Here is a 22,453-nt window from a genome sequence, read left to right as displayed (position 1 = left end):
AAAGTGGAGCGTAAAGAATTGATCGATAAGGTGGATGAGCTGTCGGATGCTTATTGCAAGGGTTGCCTTTTGAAGGCTCATTTCCGCAAGGAGTACGGCAAAACCCATGCCCACCGTTTTTGCATAGAAGAATGTACCGTAGGAAGGGAAATCCGACGCTACGGAGAAAGATTGGGATAAGAAAAAGGCATCGATCCGGAGGATCGATGCCTTTTTCATTTATGGGTGGTTATGGATTATAATTTTACAACGTTTGCTGCTTGTGGTCCGCGATTTCCTTCAACGATATCGAAAGAAACGTCTTGACCTTCTTCAAGAGACTTGAAGCCGTCACCTTGAATAGCAGAGAAGTGTACGAATACGTCGTCTCCACCTTCAACTTCGATGAAACCGAAACCTTTTTCGTTGTTGAACCATTTTACTTTACCGTTTTGCATAATCTAAATCCTCCTAAGTCGTTCAAGCACGTTGAGTGCCATGGGAAATATTTATCACGAAATGTTGATATTCCCGCTTTTGCAAGCGCCTACTAATCGTTCACTTCAATGATGTCTTTACTATACAATATGACGTTTTTCGAGTCAACATCAGGAGGGGCTTTTTGAGTAAATTTTACAAATCATTAAGAAAACAGGATTGACAAGAGGATGGTCACACCTTAGAATTTGCACTAAGGAAACTTTTATAGATAAAGTTAAAATAAATAAACTTGAGCAAAAATGGTGGCAAAGAGTAAAAGTATTGAATAGGGTAAGTGGAGAGAAAGGGAGGAATGGTCGAATGAAAGGGAGATTCATGATCGCCACGGTGATGGCAGTTGTCTTCATGATGGGGGGCTGCGCTCAGGAGAGTGGGACAAAAGAGAGCGGGAAGGTGAGGGTGACGGCGACGATCGGGCAGATCGGGGATGCCGTCAAGGAGATCGGTGGAGACCGTGTGGAGGTACAAACGCTGATGGGACCTGGAGTCGATCCCCATCTCTACAAAGCGAAGCAGTCTGATATCGGAAAGCTTCAAGAAGCAGACCTTATCTTCTATAGCGGACTTCATCTTGAGGGGAAGATGCTCGAAGTACTTCAGAAGGTGAACGAAACGAAGCCCGCTTATGCGATTTCCGAAAGCATTCCAAAAGAACGCCTTCGTGCAGATGAGGCCAATGCTGCGGCTGTGGATCCGCATGTATGGTTCGATATCGACCTCTGGAAGATTGCTGTTGGTGAGGTAAGGGATGGATTGATCAAGGAGGATCCCACCCATGAGCAGGAATATAGAAAAAATACAGAAGCCTATTACGACAGTCTGGATGAATTGAAGAGATATGCTGAAGAGAAAATAGGCTCGATCCCCCCTGAGCAGCGCGTCTTGGTGACGGCACATGATGCTTTCCACTATTTCGGTGATGCGTATGACATGGAAGTAATGGGACTTCAGGGCTTGAGTACGGATGCTGAGTATGGATTGGGGGACGTCCAGGGGCTTGTTGAGACTCTTGCGGAAAGGGAGATCAAGGCCGTTTTCGTCGAATCAAGCATTTCGGAGAAATCGATCACAGCCGTGATGGAAGGCGTAAGGAAAAAGGGGAAAGACATCGACCTCGGCGGTGAGCTGTACTCCGATGCCATAGGGAAAGAAGGCACGGAAACAGGAACCTATGTAGGGATGTATAAACATAATGTCGATACAATCGTGAAAGCTTTGAAATAGGGGGATGAGAAGATGACTTCAATAAACGTGCATGGTCTGACGGTGGCCTACCACCGGAAGCCGGTTTTGTCCGATGTAACATTCGAACTGCCGAAGGGAGTGATCATCGGGATATTGGGGCCAAATGGGGCAGGTAAGACAACATTGATGAAAGCGATCCTAGGTCTCGTCCAGCGCTCCACCGGAGAGGTGAGTGTCCTGGGTGAACCGTATTCCCCCAAGTCCAACAAAGTAGGATACGTACCACAGAGGGGAACGGTGGATTGGGACTTTCCGACGGATGCCCTTGATGTCGTCCGCATGGGGAGATACCGACACACCGGTTGGTTCCGCCTTCCTTCCAAAAAAGATACTGTAATGGCCCTGGATTGCCTGAAGCAAGTAGGCATGGAGGGGTTTGCTGGGAGACAGATCAGCCAGCTTTCCGGCGGACAGCAGCAAAGAGTCTTCCTAGCCCGGGCACTCGCCCAGGATACCGAAGTCTATTTTATGGATGAACCTTTTGCAGGAGTCGATGCTGCAACGGAGAAATCCATCATCGCCTTGTTGACCGAACTGAAGGATCAGGGCAAGACGGTCCTCGTGGTCCATCATGATCTTCAGACGGTTACCGACTATTTTGACTGGACCCTTTTGCTCAATCGCAGGGTAATCGCGTGCGGACCGACAGAAGAAGTCTTTACCACGGAGAATTTAAGAAGTACGTACGGCGGAAAGCTTGCCTTTTTGGATAAGATCGGGAGCCTGTGAAGGAGGAAGTGCGGAATGGAATGGTTAAGCATCTTAAAGGATGGCAATACCCAATGGGTCCTCCTGAGCACCCTCTTGCTCGGGATCGCAAGCGGGGTGATGGGGAGTTTCGCACTCCTGAGGAAACAGAGCCTTATCGGTGATGCCGTAGCCCATAGTGCGCTACCGGGCATATGTCTTGCCTTCATGATCATGGGTGAGAAGGACTTTTTTGGACTTTTGGTGGGAGCTGCTGTAACGGGACTGATTGCGGCCTACTTGATCCAAGCTGTCACACGTACGTCCAAGATCAAGGAAGATACGGCCATTTGTCTCTTCCTTTCTGTCTTTTTCGGCCTGGGGATCGTCCTCTTGACCAAGGTGGCCCAGATGCCGAGCGGGAATCAAAGTGGTCTTGATCACTTCATCTTCGGTCAGGCTGCCTCCTTGGTGGGCAAGGATGTCAGGTTGATGGGGGGGACGGCCTTCGTCTTGATCCTGGTGATCACCGTATTTTTCAAAGAGTTCAAGCTAATTACGTTCGATGCCCAGTTCGCCAAAGGGGTCGGACTGCCGGTACAGCGCCTGAACTTCTTGTTCTTGTCGCTCCTCGTCATCACTGTCATCGTCGGCATCCAGGCGGTGGGTGTGATCCTGATGGCGGCATTATTGATTACACCTGCCATCTCTGCACGCTACTGGACGGATTCCCTGCATCGGATGGTCGCAATCGCTGGTGTTTTCGGGGGTGTATCCGGTGTCGTTGGTACCATCATCAGCGCCATGGGAAAAGGGCTTTCCACAGGTCCGTTCATCGTACTGACGGCGAGTGCGATCTTTGTTATATCCATTCTGTTTGCTCCTTCAAAAGGCATGATTTCAAAGGGAATGGAACGAAGAAGGAACGATAGAATACTCCTCAGGCGGAGCCTGCTGAAAGCAAGTCTAGGCGGGGGTTGTCGGATTTCAGAGATGCACGTGCGTCTGGGCACGAATGAGCGTAAAGTGAGTGAGGCGATCCACCATTGCATGCATTCCGGATGGCTGTACAGTGATGGGGGCGAGATCGTACTGACAGAACAAGGGCGTCTCCAAGCCACCCACATCCTTTACGCGGATGAACTCCGTGAGCTGAAGGAGATGTATCCTGCCGAAATGGCATCATATGATGAAGGTTGGTTGGAAGAAGCTGCGGGGCAGACGCCCTCCGACGAGAACCTTATGGTGTTGATCCAAGAAAGAAAAGACGTATACAACCGCCATCCCTACATGCTGAAAGGAGTAAGAGGACAATGACATATGAGCTTTGGATCCTGCTTACAGGGGCTTTGGTCGGGGGGACCTGTGGAATGATGGGGTGTTTTCTCATCCTGAGGAAGATGGCGATGCTTGCCGATGCAATCAGCCACACGGTTCTCCTCGGCTTAGTGCTTGCCTTTTTGATCAGTCAATCTTTGAACGGCGGCATCATGCTCGTGGGGGCAGCCGTCGCCGGTCTGTTCACTACCTATTTGATACAGGTGCTGAATGCGAAAGGCATACAAGAGGATGCTTCCATCGGTGTGGTGTTCACGACCCTCTTCGCGATCGGCGTCATCCTGATTTCTTTGTTCGCACAGAACGTCCATCTGGACGTGGAGCATGCCCTCATGGGAGAGATTGCTTTCATTCCATGGGATACATTGAACCTCCCCATGTTTGGTGAAGTTCCTAAATCGGTGGTGATGCTTACAGCCGTATTGGTTCTGGATCTTGTCGTGGTCCTTCTGCTTTTCAAGGAGTTCAAACTCACATCTTTTGACCCGGGTATGGCGGCAGCCATGGGTTTTCCCGTCCTTCTGCTGCACTACGTCATGATGACCCTTGTTTCCGTTACGACCGTATCGGCATTTGACAGCGTAGGCGCGATCCTGGTGGTGGCCATGCTTATCGCACCAGGGGCTACGGCCTATTTATGGACCGACCGCTATCTGAGAATGATTTTTTTGAGTGTAATCATCGGTGTATCGGATAGCATCGCCGGGTACTATGCAGCCAAATGGTTGGATGTTTCCATATCAGGAAGCATGGCAGTTGTCGCTGGATTGGTTTTCCTTCTGACTTGGATCCTGTCACCCCGTCATGGGCTGATGGCACGATTTTCCGTTTTGAGATCTGGGAGAGGATAAGCTCGGGTTGTATTCATCCAATTCTTATAGTAAACTTTTAATGATATTGAAGGGAATTTGGAGGGTACAGAATGCCTACACCAAGCATGGAAGATTATATAGAACAAATTTATTTGCTGATTGAGAATAAAGGATATGCAAGAGTATCGGATATTGCAGAGGCATTGTCCGTCCATCCCTCCTCAGTAACCAAAATGGTGCAGAAGCTAGATAAGGATGACTACCTCGTTTATGAGAAATACCGTGGGCTCGTTCTGACTCCCAAAGGGAATAAAGTTGGAAAACGTTTAGTGTATAGACATGAACTGCTGGAGCAATTCCTGACCGTCATCGGCGTGAAGGATGAACATATCTATGAAGACGTGGAGGGGATCGAACATCACCTCAGCTGGGATTCCATCGACCGGATCGGAGACCTTGTACAGTATTTTGAAGAAGACAAAAAGCGGGTGGAAGAGCTCCGCTTCATACAAAATCGAAGTGAATAAGCAAAGGAAGGGCTGATTGAGATTCAGTCCTTCCTTTTTTTGATGGAATTAAAAGATGGAAGGATACTGATCGAACTGGTCATCCGATTCTGCGTCACCGTCGGGTGGGAACTGGAGTGTGCCTTCATTCGCCTCCATGACGGCCTTCCTGTATGAAATGATGCGACCGGATGAGGTCTCGAAGTTGATGATCCCACCTGCTTCATTCCGCTGTACTGCGACGATCTGTTCCATGGGGATTCCTCCTGTTTCATAAAGGTTCGTATGTTAGTATGGACTGAAAGCGCCAGATTCATAACTTGCTTCCCATAGGGAGGTTTTTAACCCTTTTCTCGCGAATGAAGGGGAGAGAAACAGTGAAAGGAAGGATCAACATGGAAGAATGGGGAAAAACAGCACAGGAAAAATGGGAGGGAAATGCGGGAAACTGGCATTCCAGAAGCGAAGAGATGTGGCTGACGGGCAGTAGGAAACAGATTTTGCCTTTTGTGGAGAAGCATGTTCCAAAAGCTTCTCACATAGGGGACCTCGGTTGTGGTGACGGGGCCGGTTCCCATCTGTTGCGGCAAGCGGGCTACGAAGTGACAGGAATGGATTTTTCAAACAATATGATCGATCTTGCGAAGCGATACGAAGGGGATGATCTTCGTTTCGTTCAGGGTGATCTGACATCCATGCCCTTCCGTGATCATGCATTCAATGGTGTGATGGCCATCAATTCCATCGAGTGGGTGGAGGATCCACTAGAGGCACTTAAAGAGGTTGAACGGGTAGTGGTCCCTGGGGGGTATATCGTCATCGGACTGCTCGGTCCGACGGCACATCCGAGGGAGAATGCCTTTCCCCGATTGACGGGCGGGAAAGCGGTGTGCAATACGATGATGCCATGGGAGCTCGTGAAACTTTCAAACGAGCTTGGATGGGAAGCTGTGGATGAGGAATGGGTATTCAAGAAAGGTGTGAAAGGGGACGCTATCACAGGACTTGATCATGAGCTGAAGCAGGCACTCTCATTCATGACGCTGTTCATGTTTACATCATCCGGCTGAATCATGATAGAATAATGGAATGATTCTATCTTTCATGAGTAGGTGACACATATATGACAACAACGAAACAAGTGAAATCTGATATTACCATTGCACAGGAAGCCGAGCTGCATCCGATCCTGGACATCGCTTCATCCATCGGTCTTGCAGAGGATGAAGTCGAGCTATACGGCAGGTTCAAAGGCAAAATCACCTTTGATGCGATTGAAAAACGCAAGGGGGCGTCTGAAGGAAAGGTGATTTTGGTCACATCCATCAATCCGACCCCTGCGGGTGAGGGGAAATCCACGGTGACAGTAGGACTTGGGGATGCCCTGACCCATCTGGGGAAACAGTCCATCATCGCCATGAGGGAGCCTTCACTCGGCCCCACGATGGGGATCAAAGGCGGGGCAGCTGGAGGTGGATATGCTCAGGTCGTCCCGATGGAAGACATCAATCTACATTTCACCGGTGACATCCATGCCATCACATCTGCCAATAATGCCCTTGCCGCACTCCTCGATAATCATATCCATCAGGGAAACGAGCTAGGGATCGACCCACGGAGAATTGTATGGAAGCGTGCGCTTGATATGAATGACCGGGCCCTGCGGCATACGGTCATCGGTCTCGGAGGAGCAGTTCAAGGTGTACCGCGTGAAGAAGGTTTTGATATAACGGTGGCTTCCGAAATCATGGCCGTCCTGTGTCTGTCAAACAGCCTGGATGAACTAAAGGACAGGCTTGCCGGCATGGTCATCGCCTATGGATATGACCGTAAGCCCGTCTACGTCAGAGACCTTGGGGTAGAGGGTGCTCTTACCCTCCTGTTGAAGGATGCCCTTAAACCCAATCTCGTACAGACCATCGAACACACTCCTGCGCTGGTGCATGGCGGTCCTTTCGCCAATATCGCCCATGGGTGCAATAGTGTCATGGCCACGCGTACAGCCATGAAGCTCGGCGACTATGTTGTGACGGAATCGGGCTTCGGAGCGGATCTCGGTGCCGAGAAGTTCCTGAATATCAAGAGCAGGGCGGCAGGCATTGCCCCTTCCGCCGTTGTATTGGTGGCCACCGTACGCGCCCTGAAGATGCACGGAGGGGTCAATAAGATGGAACTGGCAACGGAAAATACACAGGCACTAGAAGTGGGTCTGGCCAATCTTGAGAAGCATATGGAAACCCTCGAGGCATTCGAGGTACCTTATGTAGTGGCCATCAACCGGTTCATCACCGATAGTGAAACAGAAATCACCTTGTTGAAGAAGTGGTGTGAAGACCGTGGTGTGTCTGTTGCCCTTACCGATGTTTGGGCCAACGGCGGCGAAGGGGGACTGGAGCTTGCCGAGAAAGTCCTATCAGAAATCGAGATGAACAAAAAAGTCTTGAAGCCAATCTACGAGCTGACCGATTCAATTTCCGAAAAGATCGAAAAAATTGCCATGACGGTCTATGGTGCCGAGGGAGTCGACTTTTCCCCGAAGGCATTTAAACAGATCGAGCAATTCGAATCAGAAGGATGGGGTGGCCTTCCTGTATGCATGGCGAAGACCCAATACTCACTGTCTGATGACCCTGTTAAACTGGGCCGCCCATCGGGATTCAGGATTACGATCAGGGAATTGAAACCAAAGATCGGTGCTGGATTCATCGTCGCACTTACCGGTGATGTCATGACCATGCCTGGCCTGCCGAAATCACCGGCAGCCAATCAAATGGACGTGGCTTCGGATGGCAGGGCTATCGGCCTGTTTTAACGAGAGGAGGGGGAGAGATGTTCGACCCTACGGCTTTTGATAATTTGAAGGTGGTACTGGAAGGTGCCGTCTATGACTTCGATCTCGGTGGGGAAATCGACATCGTTGATCGCAAGGATCTCTTCGATTTCGCCCACTATGAGAGGAAGTATCAGATACAATACCGATTAAAAGGAACACAGGGAGCGTCTGTCCGTCTGGAACTGAAGGCCGATGCCGGTCACTTCTTGGCGGAACGGAAGGGTTTTGCAAGGGGGAATCGTGCAGGTGCCGTTATAGCGTTCACCTACCTGGGAGATGAATCCCTCCTGTCCTCCCGTAAAGCACTGGAAGAGTTTTGGGGTCAGGGAACTTCATGGGAATGGCTCACCATCTCTTCATCACATGGGGAAACCCGGGTGGAAGGCATCCTCGCATTCTTCAGGGTCATCACAGAGGAAATGGTCGATGATGTGATTGAAATGGTGGCTCATTCCATCGAATCGCTTCTGAAATAAGAGGAATTCACATATAGTAGGGAAAAAGGGGGTCGTCCAGATGAAAGTGGCCTGGGTGACAGACAGTACAGCATTTGTGGGGAATGGAATGGAAGATGTACATGTGGTTCCCATGCATATCAGCTTCGGGGATCGTGAATATTTGGATGGAGTCGACCTGACGCTGGAAGGGTTATACGAGAAGCTTGAGGAGGAACGGGTGGCCGGTAAGACGTCCCAGCCGTCCATCGGTACATTTGTCTCTTTGTATGAGAAATTGGCAAAAGATCATGATGTCATCTTCTCCGTACATGTTTCCTCCCACTTCAGCGGCACGTATGCTTCGGCTGTCCAGGCGGCGGACATGATGAAAGAGGTTTTCCCAGCCATCTACTGCGTGGATTCCAAGATCCTTTCCTATCCCCTGACGGATCTGATCCGTTATGGGCAGGCCCTTGACCGGGAGGGGGTCTCGCATGAAGAGATCAAAACCCGCCTTGAAGAAAGGGCCGAACAGTCAAGGACGTTTGTGATGGTGGGAAGTCTTGAACAGCTTCATAGGAGCGGAAGAATGAGCGGGCTCAGTTTTTTTCTTGGGAGCATGCTTCACATCAAACCGCTCCTTACCATCCGTGACGGGAAACTCTCCGTCGATCAGCGGGTAAGGAATCACCGTAAGGGCCTTGCCCTTATGAAACAACGGCTCTCCGCTGCCAAGGTTAGGGAGGCGTTCATTCTGTATGGATTGAACAGGGAGGAAGCCGACCATTGGATGGAGGAACTGAAGGGTGAATTTCCCGGCATTCACTTCTCTCCCTATCCCCTAGCTGCCGTTATCGGAATTCATGCGGGCTCGGATACACTTGGAATCAGCTGGTTCGATGACATTGGGAGCGGTAAGGCTTGAGCCTTCCGCTCCTTTTTCTTCAAATGGAGAGGGGAAATTGGTACAATGGGGTGAAAGGTGTGAGGGGTTTGAATAAGCTTGAACTGATGGAAGAGATGTGCCGGACGTATGGTCTCGACCCTGGTGGTCATGACTGGCATCATCTGGAGCGCGTGAGAAGGCTCGCTTTATACATAGCAAAGGAAGACCATATGGGAGATCGAGACGTCATAGAGTGGGCGGCGATCCTCCACGACGTAGCCGACGAAAAGCTAAATCCGACACCGGGTGAAGGAACTAGGAAGCTTGAGGAGTGGCTCCGTCAATTGCCTGTTACAACAGTAACATTGGAGACGATCCGGGAAGTGATACACGCCATGGGGTTCAAAGGCGGTAGCGTCGATGATCCCGTATTACCTGAAGCAATGGTACTCAGGGATGCAGACCGTCTCGACGCCATGGGTGCGATCGGCATTTCAAGGGTTTTCGCCTATGGCGGATGGAAAGGCCAACCGATCCATCTTCCCGACCTTCCCGTCAGGGAGCAGATGACGAACGATGAATATAGGAATGGTCCTTCCACAAGCATCAATCATTTCCATGAAAAACTGTTCAAGTTGAAAGACCGAATGCTGACACCGACGGGAAAACGCCTCGCAGAAGAGCGCCATGCAGTCATGAAAGACTTCATCAGGCAATTCACTATAGAATGGAATGGTCCACAATGAGAATGATTACAGGGGAACACCTGTCGAAAACATATGGGGAGAAGACGATCTTCAATGAGATCTCCTTCTCCATTGCAGAAAGGGAGCGCGTCGGCCTCATCGGCGTCAATGGAACGGGTAAGTCCAGTTTGCTCAAACTGATTGCCGGTATAGAAGAAGGCGATTCTGGCGAAATCATGAAGCCGAATGATTACAGGATCGCATATCTTCCTCAAGATCCATCCTTCGATCCGGATCTGTCGGTCCTGCAGCAGATCTTTAAAGGGGAAGCCGCTGTGATGAAGGCCATGAGGAGATACGAATCGGCACTCCTACGGATGGAAAGCGGCTACGAGGATGAAGGGGTTCAATCTGAATTCATGAACGCGCAGAAAGAGATGGACACACTGAATGCGTGGGAAGCGAGTGCAGAGGCGAAAGCGATCCTGACCAAGCTTGGCATCACCGAATTCTCAAAGCATATGGGTGAATTATCGGGAGGACAGAAGAAGCGTGTCGCACTTGCCGGTGTACTTATCGAGACACCGGATCTTCTCATTTTGGACGAGCCGACGAACCATCTCGATTATCAGTCCATCAAATGGCTGGAAGATTATCTGGGCAAATACAATGGATCGGTCCTATTGGTCACCCATGACCGCTACTTCCTTGATGCGGTCACAAATCGCATCTTTGAACTGGATGGGGGGAAGCTGTTCCATTATAAGGGGAACTATGCAGACTTCATCGAAGCGAAGGCCGTCCGTGAAGAAAATGAACGTCAACAGTCGATCAAGCAGAACAACCTCTATCGCCGTGAACTTGCCTGGATGAGGAGGGGGGCGAAGGCCCGTTCCACCAAGCAAAAAGCACGCATCCAGCGCTTTGATGAGCTGGAGGATGCGAAAGGATCAGGTGGGAGAAGTTCGGAGATGGAGGTTTCCATCGGAGGTGATCGACTCGGGAAGCAGGTATTCGAGTTGAAGGATGCCGTGAAGACTTTCCAAGGGAATGTCATCCTAAATGGATACAATCGGCTCATCAAACCGAAGGACCGGATCGGGATTGTCGGGAAGAACGGCAGTGGCAAGTCCACGCTCTTGAATATCCTTGCCGGACGCGAGGAACTGACCTCCGGCGAACTCATTACGGGTCAGACCGTAAAGGTTGCTTATTATACCCAAGAGCATGAAGAACTTGATGAAAACATGAGGATGATCGAATATCTAAGGGAAGCTGGGGAGTACGTGACCACCGATAAGGGTGAACAGATTTCTGTCACATCCATGCTCGAGCGGTTCCTGTTCCCGATGAGCACCCATGGGACCCTGATACGGAAGCTTTCCGGTGGAGAGAAGAGGAGATTGTTCCTTTTGAGACTCCTCATGGGGAAACCCAATGTCCTGCTTCTGGATGAGCCTACGAATGACCTTGATACGGAAACATTGACGGTCTTAGAAGATTATATCCATGAATTTACCGGAGTGGTCATCACCGTATCACATGATCGTTATTTCCTTGACAAGACGGCAAGAGAGCTCCTGATCTTCAACGGACAGGGCAGCATCGATTCCTATTTAGGGGAATATACCGAGTACCTGGAACGATCTCAGCAGGCAGCCGTCAAACCCCAGACCATCAAGAAGGAAGCAGCTCCCCAGGCAGTCCAGAAAGAAAAAAAACGCCTGTCCTATATGGAGAAGAGGGAATGGGATGAGCTGGAAGACAAGATGGCGGACATCGAATCAAGAATCGAACAGGTCAATGTGGAACTGCAGGGGATCGGCAGTGATTTCACGAAAGCCCAGCAGCTTATGGACGAGAGTGCCAAGCTCAACGAACAGTTGGAACACCTGATTGAACGGTGGAGCTATCTGTCCGAATTCGCCGAGTAGGGCCGATCATTTAGACGAAAGCACACGTTATGATAAAATGAGTAAAAGATCTTGAGAAAGGGGAGCGTGCAATGAGGATACTCTCGATCGAACCGACTCCGAGTCCGAATACAATGAAGGTTATTCTCGACGAAGAATTGAAGGCCGGCCGGAGTAATAATTATAAAAAAGATCAAGCAGACGGGGCACCTGCCATCATTAAAAGCATCCTTTCAATAGAAGGGATCAAAGGGGTCTATCATGTCGCGGATTTTCTTGCAGTCGAGCGTAATGCCAAGTTCGACTGGCAGGCCCTTCTGTCAGAAGTAAGACAGGCTTTTGGTGAAGAGGGATCCCAATCGGAAATAGGACAGATGGAAGAACATTTCGGAGAGGTAAATGTGTCCGTACAGATGTTCAAAGGAATCCCGATGCAGGTCAAACTGACCGACGGGGAAGTTGAAAAACGATTCTCTCTTCCTGCAGCTTATATCGAGGCCATCGGTGAGGCTCAAAAAGAAGGGGACAACGTCGTCTTGCTCCGGAAATGGAAAGACTACGGTGTCCGGTACGGAGACTTGGAGGAAATTGGTGCCCAGGTTGTGGATGAACTTCAGGCAGCCTTCCCTCAAAGACGTTTGAAGGACTTGGTTGAGCAGGCTGATCGGACCACGATTCCTGAGCCGAGGAAGAAGCTTAAACTTTCTCTTTCAGATTTGGAAGAAGACGATTGGCAAATCCGCTATCAACGGCTCGATGCCATGGAAGATCCTACACTTGACGACCTTCCCCTTCTGGAGAAGGCACTGGACGATGAAAAAGTGTCTATCCGGAGGCTGGCGGTCGTCTATGCAGGGATGATCGAGGATGAAAAAGTCCTTCCCCTCTTATATAAAGGGTTGGAGGACTCCTCTGTGTCCGTCAGGCGTACAGCAGGTGACTGTCTTTCGGATCTTGGATTCACACAGGCGATACCGGTCATGATAGATGCCTTGAAAGACAAGAGCAAGCTGGTCCGCTGGCGTGCCGCCATGTATCTCTATGAGGTTGGCGATGAGAGCGCACTCGAGGGATTGAAGGCTGCAGAGGATGATCCAGAGTTCGAAGTGCGACTACAGGTGAAGATGGCCATCGAAAGGATTGAAGGTGGAGAAGAAGCCAAAGGATCCGTTTGGAAGCAAATGACTGAAGCCCGTTCAAAAAAAGACTAGAAAGGATGATGACATTATGTCAATGGCATATGAAGAATATATGAGACAGCTTGTACAGCCTATGAGACAAGAGCTGACTGGAGCAGGATTCAAAGAATTGAAAGATGAAGAGGAAGTAAAAACCTTTATGGATGGAGCAGAAGGTACGACCTTGGTTGTCGTGAACTCGGTTTGCGGGTGTGCAGCAGGACTTGCCCGTCCCGCTGCGACGCAATCGGTATTGAACGATAAGGCCCCGGATCATCTAGTCACGGTATTCGCAGGGCAGGACAAAGAAGCCACGATGAAGATGCGTGAGTACTTCAAGGGCTATGAGCCTTCCTCTCCTTCCATGGCACTCCTGAAAGGAAAGGAAGTCGTCCATTTCATCCCACGTGAAGAAATTGAAGACCATGATATCGGAAGCATCATCTCCAACTTGACGGGTGCTTTCGAGCAGCACTGTTAATAGGCAGCGGATGGCGTATGGCCATCCGTCCTTTTTTATGTATAGACTTTATCAGGAAAACAGGTGAATCCAAATGGAAGAGATGTTTGTTACAACTTCTGGCAGGGCCGATGAATCCGTCAAATTGAGAGCTAAAACCCTAGCAGGGAAGTTTCAGATTCCCTATATTGAACGGAAGAAAAGGTCCATCGCCAATTATATGGACCACCATCAGGCAGACTGCCTGGTCCTGGGGAAAGAGCGGGATGAGCTGCATCGAAGGGGGGAGCAGCCCTTCTTCTTCCATCCGAACTCAGCTTCATTCCGGATCAAGAGAGTCCTGAGGGGAGAATCCGATCCATTCATTGAAGCAGCCGGATTGAAAAAGGGAATGACCATGCTCGACTGCACATTGGGCCTCGCATCCGATAGCATCATCGCGAGCGCGGTGGTCGGCAGGACCGGATCTGTAACGGGAATCGAAGCCAATCCGTATGTGGCCCACATCCTAAAACGTGGACTGAAGGAGTGGGTATCCCCACTGCCTGAGCTCAATGATGCCATGAAGAGGCTCAAAGTGATCAATGGTCTGTCACAGTCCCTCTTGAAGGAACTGCCGGATGACTCCTTCGACGTTGTCTACTTCGATCCCATGTTTGAAGAAGGCTTGACCGATTCCCATGGTATCAATCCGATCCGGAGCTGGGCCCACTATGAACGGCTCACCGGTGAAACGATAGAAGAAGCAAAACGGGTGGCGAAAGAGAGGGTCCTCCTTAAGGAACATTTCCGTTCTACTTTGTTCGGGGAACATGATTTCAAGGTTTTGATCAGACCTTCCTCGAAATTCCACTATGGCACCATCGATCTTTGATGGGTGTAAAAATAAAGGGACCTGGAAGCATCCGCTTCCAGGTCCCTTTGTTACTCAATCGGTGACAGCCAAAACACAAAAATACCCTAACAATAGCAAGAAACCAATGCTGATCATCAAGCCAGTATCCATCTTTTTCTCTCCTTTACACATACTTCTAATCCTATACTACCACATCGCAAGCATGTTATCCTCGGAAAATGAAAGCTTTTTCACCACTTTTTCAGAAAAGATAGTATAATGATAGATAATAAAGCTTTGACCCGTACATGCTATGGGCAGGTTTATCCAATGAAACATCACATGACGATTCCAACAACGATATACGCTACCAAAAAAAGAAAGGACGTTCCCTATGTCGATCTGGATCAAAAAATCGTTTTTCATCCTATTATCCATCCTGACATTCGGTCTGGTTTCTCCGACTCAGCCATTCCTGAATGAGGACAATCATGCCCTAGCAAAGGGTAACGGGAAATCATCCACCTTCGAATCAAGTACGGAAGACCCGGCGGAAGAAGAAGGGATGCTTTCAAGGGAGGACTTCCTGGATACCATCATGGCTCAGGCTGAACTTCATTCATATGAAAAATTTGGTACGAAAATCAAACCTGTGATCGAAGATGAATTCAGGTCGGTCGTACTCCCGAATCTTGAAAAGGCCATTGAAAAGACCGCTACCGATTTTCCCGATGAAGACTTGAGCTCACTTGTCATTTCAGAAGTGCCGGAATACGCCAAAACCGAGAAAATCTTTCATATTTATGACAGTCGTACAGGAAAAGACGTTATCCGTTTTCATGTAAGAAAAGATCACCCGCCAAAGGATGGGTATTATTTCAACTTCCACTATCATACGGCACATGATCAATTCATGGCCCATCATGATCTTGGAAGCATCTATTGGAACAAGAATATGCCTCCGCAGTGGAGGAGCCTTTCCTGATAGGAAGATGCGCGATGCACAATGGTCGCGCTTTTTTATATGGAGTATAAAATGAGTCCACCTATTGGAACCCAGGTACATTCTTGCATGAAGAACCAAGGCTTCTACGATTGGAAGCAGGAGAAGTATGAAGGCATCCTCCTGTTCAATAAAGTCGAACTATTACAGTGATCAGGGGCTGACAGCTTAGTAAGTTATCACCATGTCTCACTCGCCCGATTTCCTTCTAAGGGAAGAGGGTTTACTAAAACTATGTTGGAGGAGATTCGTATGCAAATGCCGGTACATATTGTGGCAGCAGGAGGGTTTGTTACAAATGAGAAAGATGAGATTTTATTAGTCAAAACCCGACGGGACGGTCACTGGGTATTTCCAGGAGGACAAATAGAGGTCGGGGAAAACCTGATCGATGGGATGATCAGGGAGGTTAAAGAAGAAAGTGGAATGGATGTGACAGTTTCCCATCTGGTAGGGGTTTTTTCCAACAGAGCCACGTACGAAGGACATAGCGGAGTGAAGATTGTACCGACAAAAGTGATGTTTGATTTTGTTTGTGAACCCGTTGGTGGTGAATTCAACACTTCGGATGAAACATCAGATGTCCGCTGGGTCCGTAAAGAAGACGTGTTGAACATGATATCTGCCCCTGCCCTTCGTACACGCTATCAGGCTTATTTGAATTTTGAGGGAAGTGTCCAGTATATGGACTACGTGACCAAGCCGGAGTTTGAAGTGAAATCCAAGAGAACCATATAAGGCGGGGGGCTTCCAATCGAACGTTCCAGACGAGAGGAAACAAACCTGCCGACAGGGATAGTGGATCCCCTATACTCTAGTTGGCTTTTGCCTTGAGGCGCCATACAATTGGAATCGACCGGCCATTCTGGATTTTAAAGCTTTTATCCATCCACGCTATATTCCAAAATCTCCGTATCATTGTGAGGAAAGTAGCAATCATGTACACTATGGATATGGATACCGTTTACCGTCATCATATGATAATCGGGCTCTTTCTGGTAGAATGGTCTTTTGCACCCTATGGACCGATAGAAGATGACGGCCAATCAATAAGATATGAAGGTGATGACAGATGAAACAATATTTAGATTTATGCAAACATGTACTTGATCATGGTACGGAAAAAGGGGACAGGACTGGGACGGGTACGATCAGTACCTTCGGATACCAGATGAGGTTCGATCTTCAGGAAGGTTTCCCCCTCGTTACAACGAAGAAACTTCATGTCAAATCCATCATCCATGAACTTCTCTGGTTTTTGAATGGGGATACGAATGTGAAATATCTGCAGGATAACGGGGTAAGGATCTGGAATGAGTGGGCCGATGAAAACGGCGAGTTGGGACCTGTTTATGGTCATCAGTGGAGATCATGGCCTGGAAAAGACGGAGAAACGATCGACCAGATCAAAAATCTCATCACCACCATTAAAAATAATCCAGACTCCAGGAGAATGATCGTCAGTGCTTGGAACGTTGCCGATGTAGATTCCATGGCCCTCCCGCCTTGTCACTGCTTGTTCCAATTCTACGTGTCGGAAGGTAAGCTATCTTGTCAGCTCTACCAGCGTTCTGCCGATGTTTTCCTCGGTGTCCCGTTCAACATCGCTTCGTATGCTCTCCTTACCATGATGGTGGCACAGGTGTGCGATCTGGAGCCGGGTGAATTCGTACATACATTCGGGGATGTTCACATCTATCAGAACCATGTGGAACAGGTGAACCTGCAGCTGACAAGGGATCCCCGTCCGCTTCCGAAACTCGAGATCAATCCAGATGTGAAGGATATATTCGGATTCAGCTTTGAAGACTTCACGTTGAGCGGCTATGATCCCCATCCCCATATCAAAGGAGTCGTGTCTGTATGATTTCATTTATTTGGGCAATGGATAAGAACGGTTTGATCGGCAAGGACAATGCCCTGCCATGGCGCCTGCCGGAAGATCTGAAATTCTTCAAGCGCACCACACTGGGTCATCCGGTTGTGATGGGGAGAAAAACATTCGAGTCTTTCGGCAAGCCGCTTCCGGAGAGGGAGAATGTAATTCTGACGAGGAATGCTTCTTTCTCTCATGATGAATGCACGGTCTTCCATCACGTGGAAGAAGTCCTGGCATTTGCTGAAAAACAGCAGGGAGAGACGTTCATTATCGGTGGAAGCAATGTGTACGAACAGTTCCTGCCCCATGCGGATAAACTCTATGTGACCACGATCCACCACGCATTCGAAGGTGACACCCATATGGCGGAAGTCCCTTGGGATGACTTCACCCTTGTATCGACGGAAAAAGGGTTGAAAAACGAAAAGAATCCTTATGATTATGAGTTCAAGACATTCTTGCGTAAATGAAAAAGCAGTCAGCCTCCAGATGAAGGCTGACTGCTTTTTTGCTGTGATCTTATACGTAAAAAAGGATGCAGAAGTACATGAAGCTGCTGCCTGCCAGTACGAAAAGATGCCAAATGGCATGATTGTAAGGGATCTTCTTCCATACATAGAATATGGCTCCGACAGAATAGAGGATACCACCGGTAAGCAGCAAATCGAATCCCGCAGGAGTCAGACTTTCGTAAAGGGGCTTGATTGCTGCAAGCACGAGCCATCCCATGACAAGGTAAAAGAGGGTCGATACGATTTGAAAACGATCCACGAAGTAACACTTGAAGATGATGCCAACGATGGCAAGCCCCCATACAATACCGAATAATGTCCAGCCAAGGGCACTTCTCACACTCACGAGCATAAGTGGCGTATAGGTGCCGGCGATGAGCACATAGATGGCTGAATGGTCCAGGACGGCGAAGACATTCTTTGCCTTGGAAGGTTTGAAGCTATGAAGGAGAGTGGAGAAGAGATAAAGCAGGATCATGGATGCGCCGAAAATGGAGAAACTGACCACGTGCCAGGCCGAGCCTTTATCCACGGCGAAGAGGACGAGCATGATGAGTGCCGGGATACTCAAGATCAAGCCGATTCCATGGGTGATAGCATTGGCTATCTCTTCCTTCCAGTTTGAAAAATCGAAATCATAGGTCAATCTAAACATCCTTTCTGAATGAGATTGTCTCTCCATGATAAATCTCTTAGGGAGGGAATGCAAACTTTATCACATTAAAGGGATGGGGATATAAATTTTTTACCAGTGTAGGTTTTACATATTTTGCAGTGGGAATTGAGGTATAATAGAAGTACAAACGGGCATAAAAGAGGATTGATACTTTGCTGACAAAAACCATTGAGTTCAAAACAAAGTATGGACAGAAGATTAAAGTCCACGGGATCCCGGTCATGAAAAATGACCATCCCCACTGGTTCACTGTAAATATGAGGCTGCGCCTTTATCTGGGCGGCCTGCATAAGCAGGGACCAGGGACCTACAGTTTCAGGGAATACTTGAAGAGAACGTTGAAATGGTCGGAATTTGAAAAGATTTATCAATCAGAAGAACTGAAGAACAATGCTTGACCGGATGAAGTGCCACTGCTAAGCCATAGAGGTTTGCGGCGGCGCTTTATTCGTTTGTGGGCAGGTGGTTCAAGACGCTACCCCCGGAATCACGTTTTGTGGAGAAACGGTGAAATCCTTTTCATCTATTTAAATATCAAACAAAGCACGCTATAATGAGAGGGATAAGGAAGATAGGATGTGGCTAACATGGAGAAAATCAAAATTGTAACGGATTCAACAGCAGACTTATCGGAAGATATAATCAAGGATTTGGAAATACATGTGGTTCCACTTTCGATCTCCATCGAAGGGGAAACGTATTTAGATAGAGTGGACCTTTCACCTGAAATGTTCCTGGAAAAGATGAAAGCCTCGGATGAACTACCAAAAAGTTCACAGCCTTCAGCAGGGGTGTTCGCAGAACTGTATGACGAACTGGGCAAAGATGGATCGAAAGTGATTTCCATCCATATGACGGGTGGCATGAGCGGTACAGTCCGTTCTGCGGAATCCGCGGCTGAGATCACCGATACAGATGTCACGGTTGTCGATTCCCGGTTCATTTCAAGGGGTCTCGGTTTTCAGGTGATCGAGGCGGCGAAACTCGCCAGGGAAGGTAAGGGCGTGGAGGAAATCCTCAAGGCCATTACAGAAATCCGTGAAAAGACACAGCTTTATGTGGTAGTGGATACGCTCGAAAATCTCGTCAAAGGAGGACGTATCGGAAAAGGAAAAGCCATGATCGGCTCCTTGCTGAACATCAAACCGATTGCTTCCCTTGCAGGTGGAGAGTACACTCCCGTGGCAAAAGTCAGGAGCCACACCCAGGTCGTGAAATTCCTTGTGCAGCAATTCATGGAAGATGTGAAAGGCAAAACCATAAAAGGCGTAGGGCTTTGTCATGCGGACGGACTGGCCCTTGCCCAGAACCTTAAAACAAAAATCGCCGAAAAGACCGGATACGATCAGTTCGATATCGGTCACACCACACCGATCATCAGCACCCATACGGGGATCGGGGCAATCGGCTTCACGTATTATACGGATTGATCAAATAGAGACGAAAGCCTGAGCTTTCGTCTCTTTTTTGTTATCAGGAAGGCATGGGGGTCGGGGTTGGCTTCGCATATCCCTCATTGTATTTCTCATCAATGGCTTTGCGGATTTCCTTGATCGATTTTCCCTTGTTATATTCGACAATGGATTCGGCGGCAATTTCAAGGCACACCCCACAGCGGGTCCCGTGGTCATCCCATATGGTCTCCTCACCATCCTTCTGTTGGACAAAGCAGTTAAAATTGCTTTTATGTCCGGCAGAATCACCACAACCGCAGTAGCACGGTATGTACTCGAGAAGTTCCTGGTGCTGAGCCGATGCCGCATAGATCGTTCTCATGGTATCCTCTTTCCCGTCAAGGAATGAGGGAAGAATGTCGGGGGACGCCGTTTTTTCCTGGATATCCTCATTCATGACGGCATGACTTTCGTGATCATGCTCCTCTGTTGTTTTTTCCTCTTCGGAGCATCCGGCAATGAAAAGCGTCATCACCATGAACAGTGAGATAAATACATGACGTTGCTTCACTCAAAAACCTCCTACACTATCGTATGTAATTGAATTGTAACATTCATTTATCACCGTGCCATACATACAATAGTCATAGAATGTTGAACGTTTTGTCACAAATCGGCTAATGGATTGTATCCGCCTTCATCGGCCGCTTGTGACACGGCCTTATTGCCCTGAAGCCTCTTTATCTGATACACTAGTAACTTCAAAACGTCTGGATCATGTCTCGGTCTGAATGAAGAGTGATATACTATATATAAAGGAAAGGCGAGGTGAATATGATGAAAAAATGGAGTGTTCTCATTCTCGCTTTTGTATTTTTCTTGTCGGGTTGTTCCATTGAAGATGCGGCGAAGCATGTTTCGAGGCAGGTTTCCGACTGGGAAAAAGACCAGCCTCCCGAAGCGTTCATTCCGAAGAATTTGAATGTCACCTCCGTCGGGGATTCCCTGACCCAGGGGGTTGGAGATAGTACCGACAGCGGGGGTTATGTACCTTATCTTGAGAAGCTTCTTGAATCCACCGATGGCGTCAAGGATGCCGACTTCCATAATTATGGCGTCAGGGGCAATCGGACTGATCAATTGTTGAAGAAAATCAAAACTGATGAAGTGAAGTCTTCCATCGAAAAATCCGATGTGGTCATGATCACGATCGGTGGCAATGATGTCATGAAGATCTTCAAGCAGAATCTTTCCAAGCTCAAGCTTGATGTCTTTCAACAGGAGCAGATTGCCTATCAGGAGCGGTTGAAAGAAATCCTCGATACGATCAGGGAATACAATCCCGATGCCGGAATCGTCCTTGTCGGGCTTTATAATCCTTTCAATACATGGTTTTCCGATATTGAAGAGGTGGAAGAAATCATTGATAGTTGGAATGAGGGAAGTCGTGAAGTGCTGGACGACTATGATCGTTCCCTGTTCGTCGAAATTGACGATCTGTTCATTGATGCAGGTGACGAATTGCTGTTCGAGGATTATTTCCATCCGAATGACGATGGGTATGAGCTCATTGCAGAGCGTATGTTTAAAAGGATGACGAAGGGGGAAACATTAGCTTCGTTGACAAGTAAAGAGAAAAATCAATAGGAAGAGGAGTCGCCATGAAGAGCAAATGGAAAGTGGGGTTCTTTGCATTAGCCGGACTGATACTGGCAGTGATCATCGTCCTTCTGATCATGGTGTCTGCACCGATCAAGGACGACCCGGTTCCTAAAGGGAATCCTGACGAAAACAATGATGTCGGATTCAATATCCAGACAGATAAAGAGGACTTGAACCTGATCATCGAGCATTATATCGAAGAAGAGGGCATGGATGGCCCGGTTGATTACGGAGTACAACTGAAAGATGATGTTGAACTTATCGGCTCTGTACCCGTATTCACCTCGAATCTTGATTTCAAATTGACATTCGAACCTGAAGCTCTTGAGAATGGGGATATCCTACTGAAGCAAAAATCCATCTCACTCGGTAAACTTAAGCTACCAGTCTCTTACGTGCTTAAAATCGTCAGGGACTCCTATAATTTCCCCGAGTGGGTGAAGATTCGACCAAATGATGAAGAAATCTATGTGGCCCTTCAGGATATGGAGCTGAAGAGCGACATCAAGGTGCGTGCGAATGAATTCAATTTGAAGGATGACCGTATCTCCTTCCGATTGCTCGTTCCCGTTGATCGTGCCCTGCAAAATTAAAAGAAGGCAGCCGACCCGGCTGCCTTCTTTTTTAAGTGCGCCCGGCATGGGTGTAGTCTATAGGGTGGAAGTCCCGAGCCGTGAAGGCAGTTGTAACGGTTAGCTTAACGCAAGGGTGTCCGGGGTGACCCGGAATCTGAAGGAAGCGAGCGGCAAACCTCCGGTCCGAGGAACACGAATCTCATAGAAGGCTTTCTGCATTGGATGAGTCTGCTTAACAAGGCAAAGTCCAAACTGCCAAAGGTGTAGGAAGTAAATGAGGCGGATAGATGGAGGGAAAGACTGCATTCTTACCCGGGGAGATCTGGCGGGTACGCCTTGAATACTTGGTAACCGGGGAAGTGATTCCCCGCTGAACCGCCAGAAGTCAGCAGAGGTCATAGTACCGGTGTTATCGAGGACGCCGGGAAGGACTGAACAAATAAGAGAGTGTTACGC

The 22,453-nt window shown here is 48.5% G+C and carries 27 protein-coding genes; 23 read left to right on the top strand and 4 right to left on the bottom strand.

The annotated features are described in order from the left end of the window. Window positions 1-3 precede the first annotated feature (3 nt). A complete protein-coding gene (locus K6T23_RS13060) occupies window positions 4-180 on the top strand; it encodes a zinc-finger domain-containing protein (RefSeq protein ID WP_079516262.1) in 177 nt (58 codons plus the stop codon). A 56-nt stretch (window positions 181-236) separates the two neighbouring features. On the opposite strand, the gene cspD is transcribed toward K6T23_RS13060, so the two are convergent. Continuing rightward, window positions 237-437: a cold-shock protein CspD gene (cspD, locus tag K6T23_RS13055; RefSeq protein WP_048005834.1), complete on the bottom strand. Its 201-nt coding sequence runs from the start codon at window positions 435-437 to the stop codon at window positions 237-239. A gap of 343 nt (window positions 438-780) precedes the next feature. Between cspD and K6T23_RS13050 the strand changes: the two genes are divergently transcribed. The 5 genes from K6T23_RS13050 to mntR all read left to right on the top strand — a co-directional run bounded on the left by K6T23_RS13050 (window position 781) and on the right by mntR (window position 5,089). Next, on the top strand, window positions 781-1,704 hold the full coding sequence (locus K6T23_RS13050; RefSeq protein ID WP_238281317.1) for a metal ABC transporter solute-binding protein, Zn/Mn family: 924 nt from the start codon (window positions 781-783) through the stop codon (window positions 1,702-1,704). A 12-nt stretch (window positions 1,705-1,716) separates the two neighbouring features. Next, window positions 1,717-2,454, top strand: coding sequence for a metal ABC transporter ATP-binding protein (locus tag K6T23_RS13045; RefSeq protein WP_079516260.1), 738 nt, complete (start codon window positions 1,717-1,719; stop codon window positions 2,452-2,454). Window positions 2,455-2,469: 15 nt separating this feature from the next. After that, the gene (locus K6T23_RS13040; protein WP_238281315.1) at window positions 2,470-3,729 is read left to right on the top strand and encodes a metal ABC transporter permease; all 1,260 of its coding nucleotides are present in this window, start codon (window positions 2,470-2,472) and stop codon (window positions 3,727-3,729) included. Beyond that, on the top strand, window positions 3,726-4,601 hold the full coding sequence (locus K6T23_RS13035) for a metal ABC transporter permease (protein ID WP_238281313.1): 876 nt from the start codon (window positions 3,726-3,728) through the stop codon (window positions 4,599-4,601). The genes K6T23_RS13040 and K6T23_RS13035 overlap by 4 nt, the downstream gene beginning before the upstream one ends. A gap of 71 nt (window positions 4,602-4,672) precedes the next feature. Continuing rightward, window positions 4,673-5,089: a transcriptional regulator MntR gene (gene mntR, locus K6T23_RS13030; protein ID WP_053426793.1), complete on the top strand. Its 417-nt coding sequence runs from the start codon at window positions 4,673-4,675 to the stop codon at window positions 5,087-5,089. 48 nt (window positions 5,090-5,137) lie between these two features. Here mntR and K6T23_RS13025 read toward each other — a convergent pair whose 3' ends face one another. After that, the gene (locus tag K6T23_RS13025) at window positions 5,138-5,323 is read right to left on the bottom strand and encodes a DUF3892 domain-containing protein (RefSeq protein WP_218246056.1); all 186 of its coding nucleotides are present in this window, start codon (window positions 5,321-5,323) and stop codon (window positions 5,138-5,140) included. Between the two features lie 140 nt (window positions 5,324-5,463). Between K6T23_RS13025 and K6T23_RS13020 the strand changes: the two genes are divergently transcribed. The 13 genes from K6T23_RS13020 to K6T23_RS12960 all read left to right on the top strand — a co-directional run bounded on the left by K6T23_RS13020 (window position 5,464) and on the right by K6T23_RS12960 (window position 17,648). Further along, window positions 5,464-6,138, top strand: coding sequence for a class I SAM-dependent methyltransferase (locus tag K6T23_RS13020; protein WP_079516754.1), 675 nt, complete (start codon window positions 5,464-5,466; stop codon window positions 6,136-6,138). A 53-nt stretch (window positions 6,139-6,191) separates the two neighbouring features. Then, window positions 6,192-7,880 carry a formate--tetrahydrofolate ligase gene (locus K6T23_RS13015; RefSeq protein ID WP_238281311.1) on the top strand — a complete coding sequence of 563 codons (1,689 nt, stop codon included), beginning with the start codon at window positions 6,192-6,194 and terminating at the stop codon, window positions 7,878-7,880. 17 nt (window positions 7,881-7,897) lie between these two features. Next, on the top strand, window positions 7,898-8,377 hold the full coding sequence (locus tag K6T23_RS13010; protein ID WP_056535891.1) for a hypothetical protein: 480 nt from the start codon (window positions 7,898-7,900) through the stop codon (window positions 8,375-8,377). Window positions 8,378-8,417: 40 nt separating this feature from the next. Continuing rightward, a complete protein-coding gene (locus tag K6T23_RS13005) occupies window positions 8,418-9,263 on the top strand; it encodes a DegV family protein (protein WP_238281309.1) in 846 nt (281 codons plus the stop codon). A gap of 86 nt (window positions 9,264-9,349) precedes the next feature. Then, window positions 9,350-9,970, top strand: a complete 621-nt coding sequence (locus K6T23_RS13000) for an HD domain-containing protein (RefSeq protein ID WP_420493510.1) — start codon at window positions 9,350-9,352, stop codon at window positions 9,968-9,970. Continuing rightward, window positions 9,967-11,844, top strand: coding sequence for an ABC-F family ATP-binding cassette domain-containing protein (locus tag K6T23_RS12995; protein WP_238284432.1), 1,878 nt, complete (start codon window positions 9,967-9,969; stop codon window positions 11,842-11,844). The genes K6T23_RS13000 and K6T23_RS12995 overlap by 4 nt, the downstream gene beginning before the upstream one ends. Before the next feature lie 71 nt (window positions 11,845-11,915). Then, complete coding sequence (locus tag K6T23_RS12990) at window positions 11,916-13,034, top strand: conserved virulence factor C family protein (protein WP_238281306.1); 1,119 nt, start codon at window positions 11,916-11,918, stop codon at window positions 13,032-13,034. A 16-nt stretch (window positions 13,035-13,050) separates the two neighbouring features. Further along, window positions 13,051-13,482 carry a BrxA/BrxB family bacilliredoxin gene (locus K6T23_RS12985; RefSeq protein WP_056535903.1) on the top strand — a complete coding sequence of 144 codons (432 nt, stop codon included), beginning with the start codon at window positions 13,051-13,053 and terminating at the stop codon, window positions 13,480-13,482. 82 nt (window positions 13,483-13,564) lie between these two features. Beyond that, entirely contained in the window at window positions 13,565-14,335 is a 771-nt protein-coding gene (locus K6T23_RS12980; RefSeq protein WP_238284431.1) for a class I SAM-dependent methyltransferase, read from the top strand. Window positions 14,336-14,690: 355 nt separating this feature from the next. Next, the gene (locus tag K6T23_RS12975; protein ID WP_056535908.1) at window positions 14,691-15,281 is read left to right on the top strand and encodes a YpjP family protein; all 591 of its coding nucleotides are present in this window, start codon (window positions 14,691-14,693) and stop codon (window positions 15,279-15,281) included. A 270-nt stretch (window positions 15,282-15,551) separates the two neighbouring features. After that, complete coding sequence (locus K6T23_RS12970) at window positions 15,552-16,037, top strand: NUDIX hydrolase (protein ID WP_238281304.1); 486 nt, start codon at window positions 15,552-15,554, stop codon at window positions 16,035-16,037. 334 nt (window positions 16,038-16,371) lie between these two features. Next, on the top strand, window positions 16,372-17,166 hold the full coding sequence (locus tag K6T23_RS12965) for a thymidylate synthase (RefSeq protein WP_238281302.1): 795 nt from the start codon (window positions 16,372-16,374) through the stop codon (window positions 17,164-17,166). Further along, the gene (locus K6T23_RS12960) at window positions 17,163-17,648 is read left to right on the top strand and encodes a dihydrofolate reductase (RefSeq protein ID WP_238281300.1); all 486 of its coding nucleotides are present in this window, start codon (window positions 17,163-17,165) and stop codon (window positions 17,646-17,648) included. Before K6T23_RS12965 ends, K6T23_RS12960 begins: the two co-directional genes overlap by 4 nt. A gap of 49 nt (window positions 17,649-17,697) precedes the next feature. On the opposite strand, the gene trhA is transcribed toward K6T23_RS12960, so the two are convergent. After that, window positions 17,698-18,345, bottom strand: a complete 648-nt coding sequence (gene trhA, locus K6T23_RS12955; protein WP_056538453.1) for a PAQR family membrane homeostasis protein TrhA — start codon at window positions 18,343-18,345, stop codon at window positions 17,698-17,700. Between the two features lie 173 nt (window positions 18,346-18,518). On the opposite strand from trhA, the gene K6T23_RS12950 reads away from it, so the two are divergent. Together K6T23_RS12950 and K6T23_RS12945 are read left to right on the top strand one after the other, a co-directional pair. Further along, window positions 18,519-18,764, top strand: a complete 246-nt coding sequence (locus K6T23_RS12950; protein ID WP_056535920.1) for a DUF2535 family protein — start codon at window positions 18,519-18,521, stop codon at window positions 18,762-18,764. 189 nt (window positions 18,765-18,953) lie between these two features. Continuing rightward, window positions 18,954-19,796 (top strand): DegV family protein, encoded by an 843-nt coding sequence (locus K6T23_RS12945; RefSeq protein ID WP_056535923.1) that lies wholly within the window; start codon window positions 18,954-18,956, stop codon window positions 19,794-19,796. Window positions 19,797-19,839: 43 nt separating this feature from the next. On the opposite strand, the gene K6T23_RS12940 is transcribed toward K6T23_RS12945, so the two are convergent. Further along, a complete protein-coding gene (locus tag K6T23_RS12940; protein ID WP_056538456.1) occupies window positions 19,840-20,298 on the bottom strand; it encodes a PCYCGC motif-containing (lipo)protein in 459 nt (152 codons plus the stop codon). A 296-nt stretch (window positions 20,299-20,594) separates the two neighbouring features. On the opposite strand from K6T23_RS12940, the gene K6T23_RS12935 reads away from it, so the two are divergent. Together K6T23_RS12935 and K6T23_RS12930 are read left to right on the top strand one after the other, a co-directional pair. Beyond that, window positions 20,595-21,407 carry an SGNH/GDSL hydrolase family protein gene (locus K6T23_RS12935; protein ID WP_235563522.1) on the top strand — a complete coding sequence of 271 codons (813 nt, stop codon included), beginning with the start codon at window positions 20,595-20,597 and terminating at the stop codon, window positions 21,405-21,407. Window positions 21,408-21,421: 14 nt separating this feature from the next. Further along, window positions 21,422-22,015, top strand: coding sequence for a YpmS family protein (locus K6T23_RS12930; RefSeq protein ID WP_056535929.1), 594 nt, complete (start codon window positions 21,422-21,424; stop codon window positions 22,013-22,015). Window positions 22,016-22,453: the final 438 nt, after the last annotated feature.

Source organism: Rossellomorea marisflavi (genome assembly GCF_022170785.1).
Lineage (GTDB): Bacteria > Bacillota > Bacilli > Bacillales > Bacillaceae_B > Rossellomorea > Rossellomorea marisflavi_B.
This window is presented reverse-complemented; position numbering and strand designations above follow the sequence as displayed.

Bases quoted from the DNA above. Each gene is read 5' to 3' on its own strand.
- cspD (WP_048005834.1), bottom strand. From the start codon at position 437: ATGCAAAACGGTAAAGTAAAATGGTTCAACAACGAAAAAGGTTTCGGT.
- K6T23_RS13050 (WP_238281317.1), top strand. From the start codon at position 781: ATGAAAGGGAGATTCATGATCGCCACGGTGATGGCAGTTGTCTTCATG.
- K6T23_RS13045 (WP_079516260.1), top strand. From the start codon at position 1,717: ATGACTTCAATAAACGTGCATGGTCTGACGGTGGCCTACCACCGGAAG.
- K6T23_RS13040 (WP_238281315.1), top strand. From the start codon at position 2,470: ATGGAATGGTTAAGCATCTTAAAGGATGGCAATACCCAATGGGTCCTC.
- K6T23_RS13035 (WP_238281313.1), top strand. From the start codon at position 3,726: ATGACATATGAGCTTTGGATCCTGCTTACAGGGGCTTTGGTCGGGGGG.
- mntR (WP_053426793.1), top strand. From the start codon at position 4,673: ATGCCTACACCAAGCATGGAAGATTATATAGAACAAATTTATTTGCTG.
- K6T23_RS13025 (WP_218246056.1), bottom strand. From the start codon at position 5,323: ATGGAACAGATCGTCGCAGTACAGCGGAATGAAGCAGGTGGGATCATC.
- K6T23_RS13020 (WP_079516754.1), top strand. From the start codon at position 5,464: ATGGAAGAATGGGGAAAAACAGCACAGGAAAAATGGGAGGGAAATGCG.
- K6T23_RS13015 (WP_238281311.1), top strand. From the start codon at position 6,192: ATGACAACAACGAAACAAGTGAAATCTGATATTACCATTGCACAGGAA.
- K6T23_RS13010 (WP_056535891.1), top strand. From the start codon at position 7,898: ATGTTCGACCCTACGGCTTTTGATAATTTGAAGGTGGTACTGGAAGGT.
- K6T23_RS13005 (WP_238281309.1), top strand. From the start codon at position 8,418: ATGAAAGTGGCCTGGGTGACAGACAGTACAGCATTTGTGGGGAATGGA.
- K6T23_RS13000 (WP_420493510.1), top strand. From the start codon at position 9,350: ATGGAAGAGATGTGCCGGACGTATGGTCTCGACCCTGGTGGTCATGAC.
- K6T23_RS12995 (WP_238284432.1), top strand. From the start codon at position 9,967: ATGAGAATGATTACAGGGGAACACCTGTCGAAAACATATGGGGAGAAG.
- K6T23_RS12990 (WP_238281306.1), top strand. From the start codon at position 11,916: ATGAGGATACTCTCGATCGAACCGACTCCGAGTCCGAATACAATGAAG.
- K6T23_RS12985 (WP_056535903.1), top strand. From the start codon at position 13,051: ATGTCAATGGCATATGAAGAATATATGAGACAGCTTGTACAGCCTATG.
- K6T23_RS12980 (WP_238284431.1), top strand. From the start codon at position 13,565: ATGTTTGTTACAACTTCTGGCAGGGCCGATGAATCCGTCAAATTGAGA.
- K6T23_RS12975 (WP_056535908.1), top strand. From the start codon at position 14,691: ATGTCGATCTGGATCAAAAAATCGTTTTTCATCCTATTATCCATCCTG.
- K6T23_RS12970 (WP_238281304.1), top strand. From the start codon at position 15,552: ATGCAAATGCCGGTACATATTGTGGCAGCAGGAGGGTTTGTTACAAAT.
- K6T23_RS12965 (WP_238281302.1), top strand. From the start codon at position 16,372: ATGAAACAATATTTAGATTTATGCAAACATGTACTTGATCATGGTACG.
- K6T23_RS12960 (WP_238281300.1), top strand. From the start codon at position 17,163: ATGATTTCATTTATTTGGGCAATGGATAAGAACGGTTTGATCGGCAAG.
- trhA (WP_056538453.1), bottom strand. From the start codon at position 18,345: ATGTTTAGATTGACCTATGATTTCGATTTTTCAAACTGGAAGGAAGAG.
- K6T23_RS12945 (WP_056535923.1), top strand. From the start codon at position 18,954: ATGGAGAAAATCAAAATTGTAACGGATTCAACAGCAGACTTATCGGAA.
- K6T23_RS12940 (WP_056538456.1), bottom strand. From the start codon at position 20,298: ATGGTGATGACGCTTTTCATTGCCGGATGCTCCGAAGAGGAAAAAACA.
- K6T23_RS12935 (WP_235563522.1), top strand. From the start codon at position 20,595: ATGATGAAAAAATGGAGTGTTCTCATTCTCGCTTTTGTATTTTTCTTG.
- K6T23_RS12930 (WP_056535929.1), top strand. From the start codon at position 21,422: ATGAAGAGCAAATGGAAAGTGGGGTTCTTTGCATTAGCCGGACTGATA.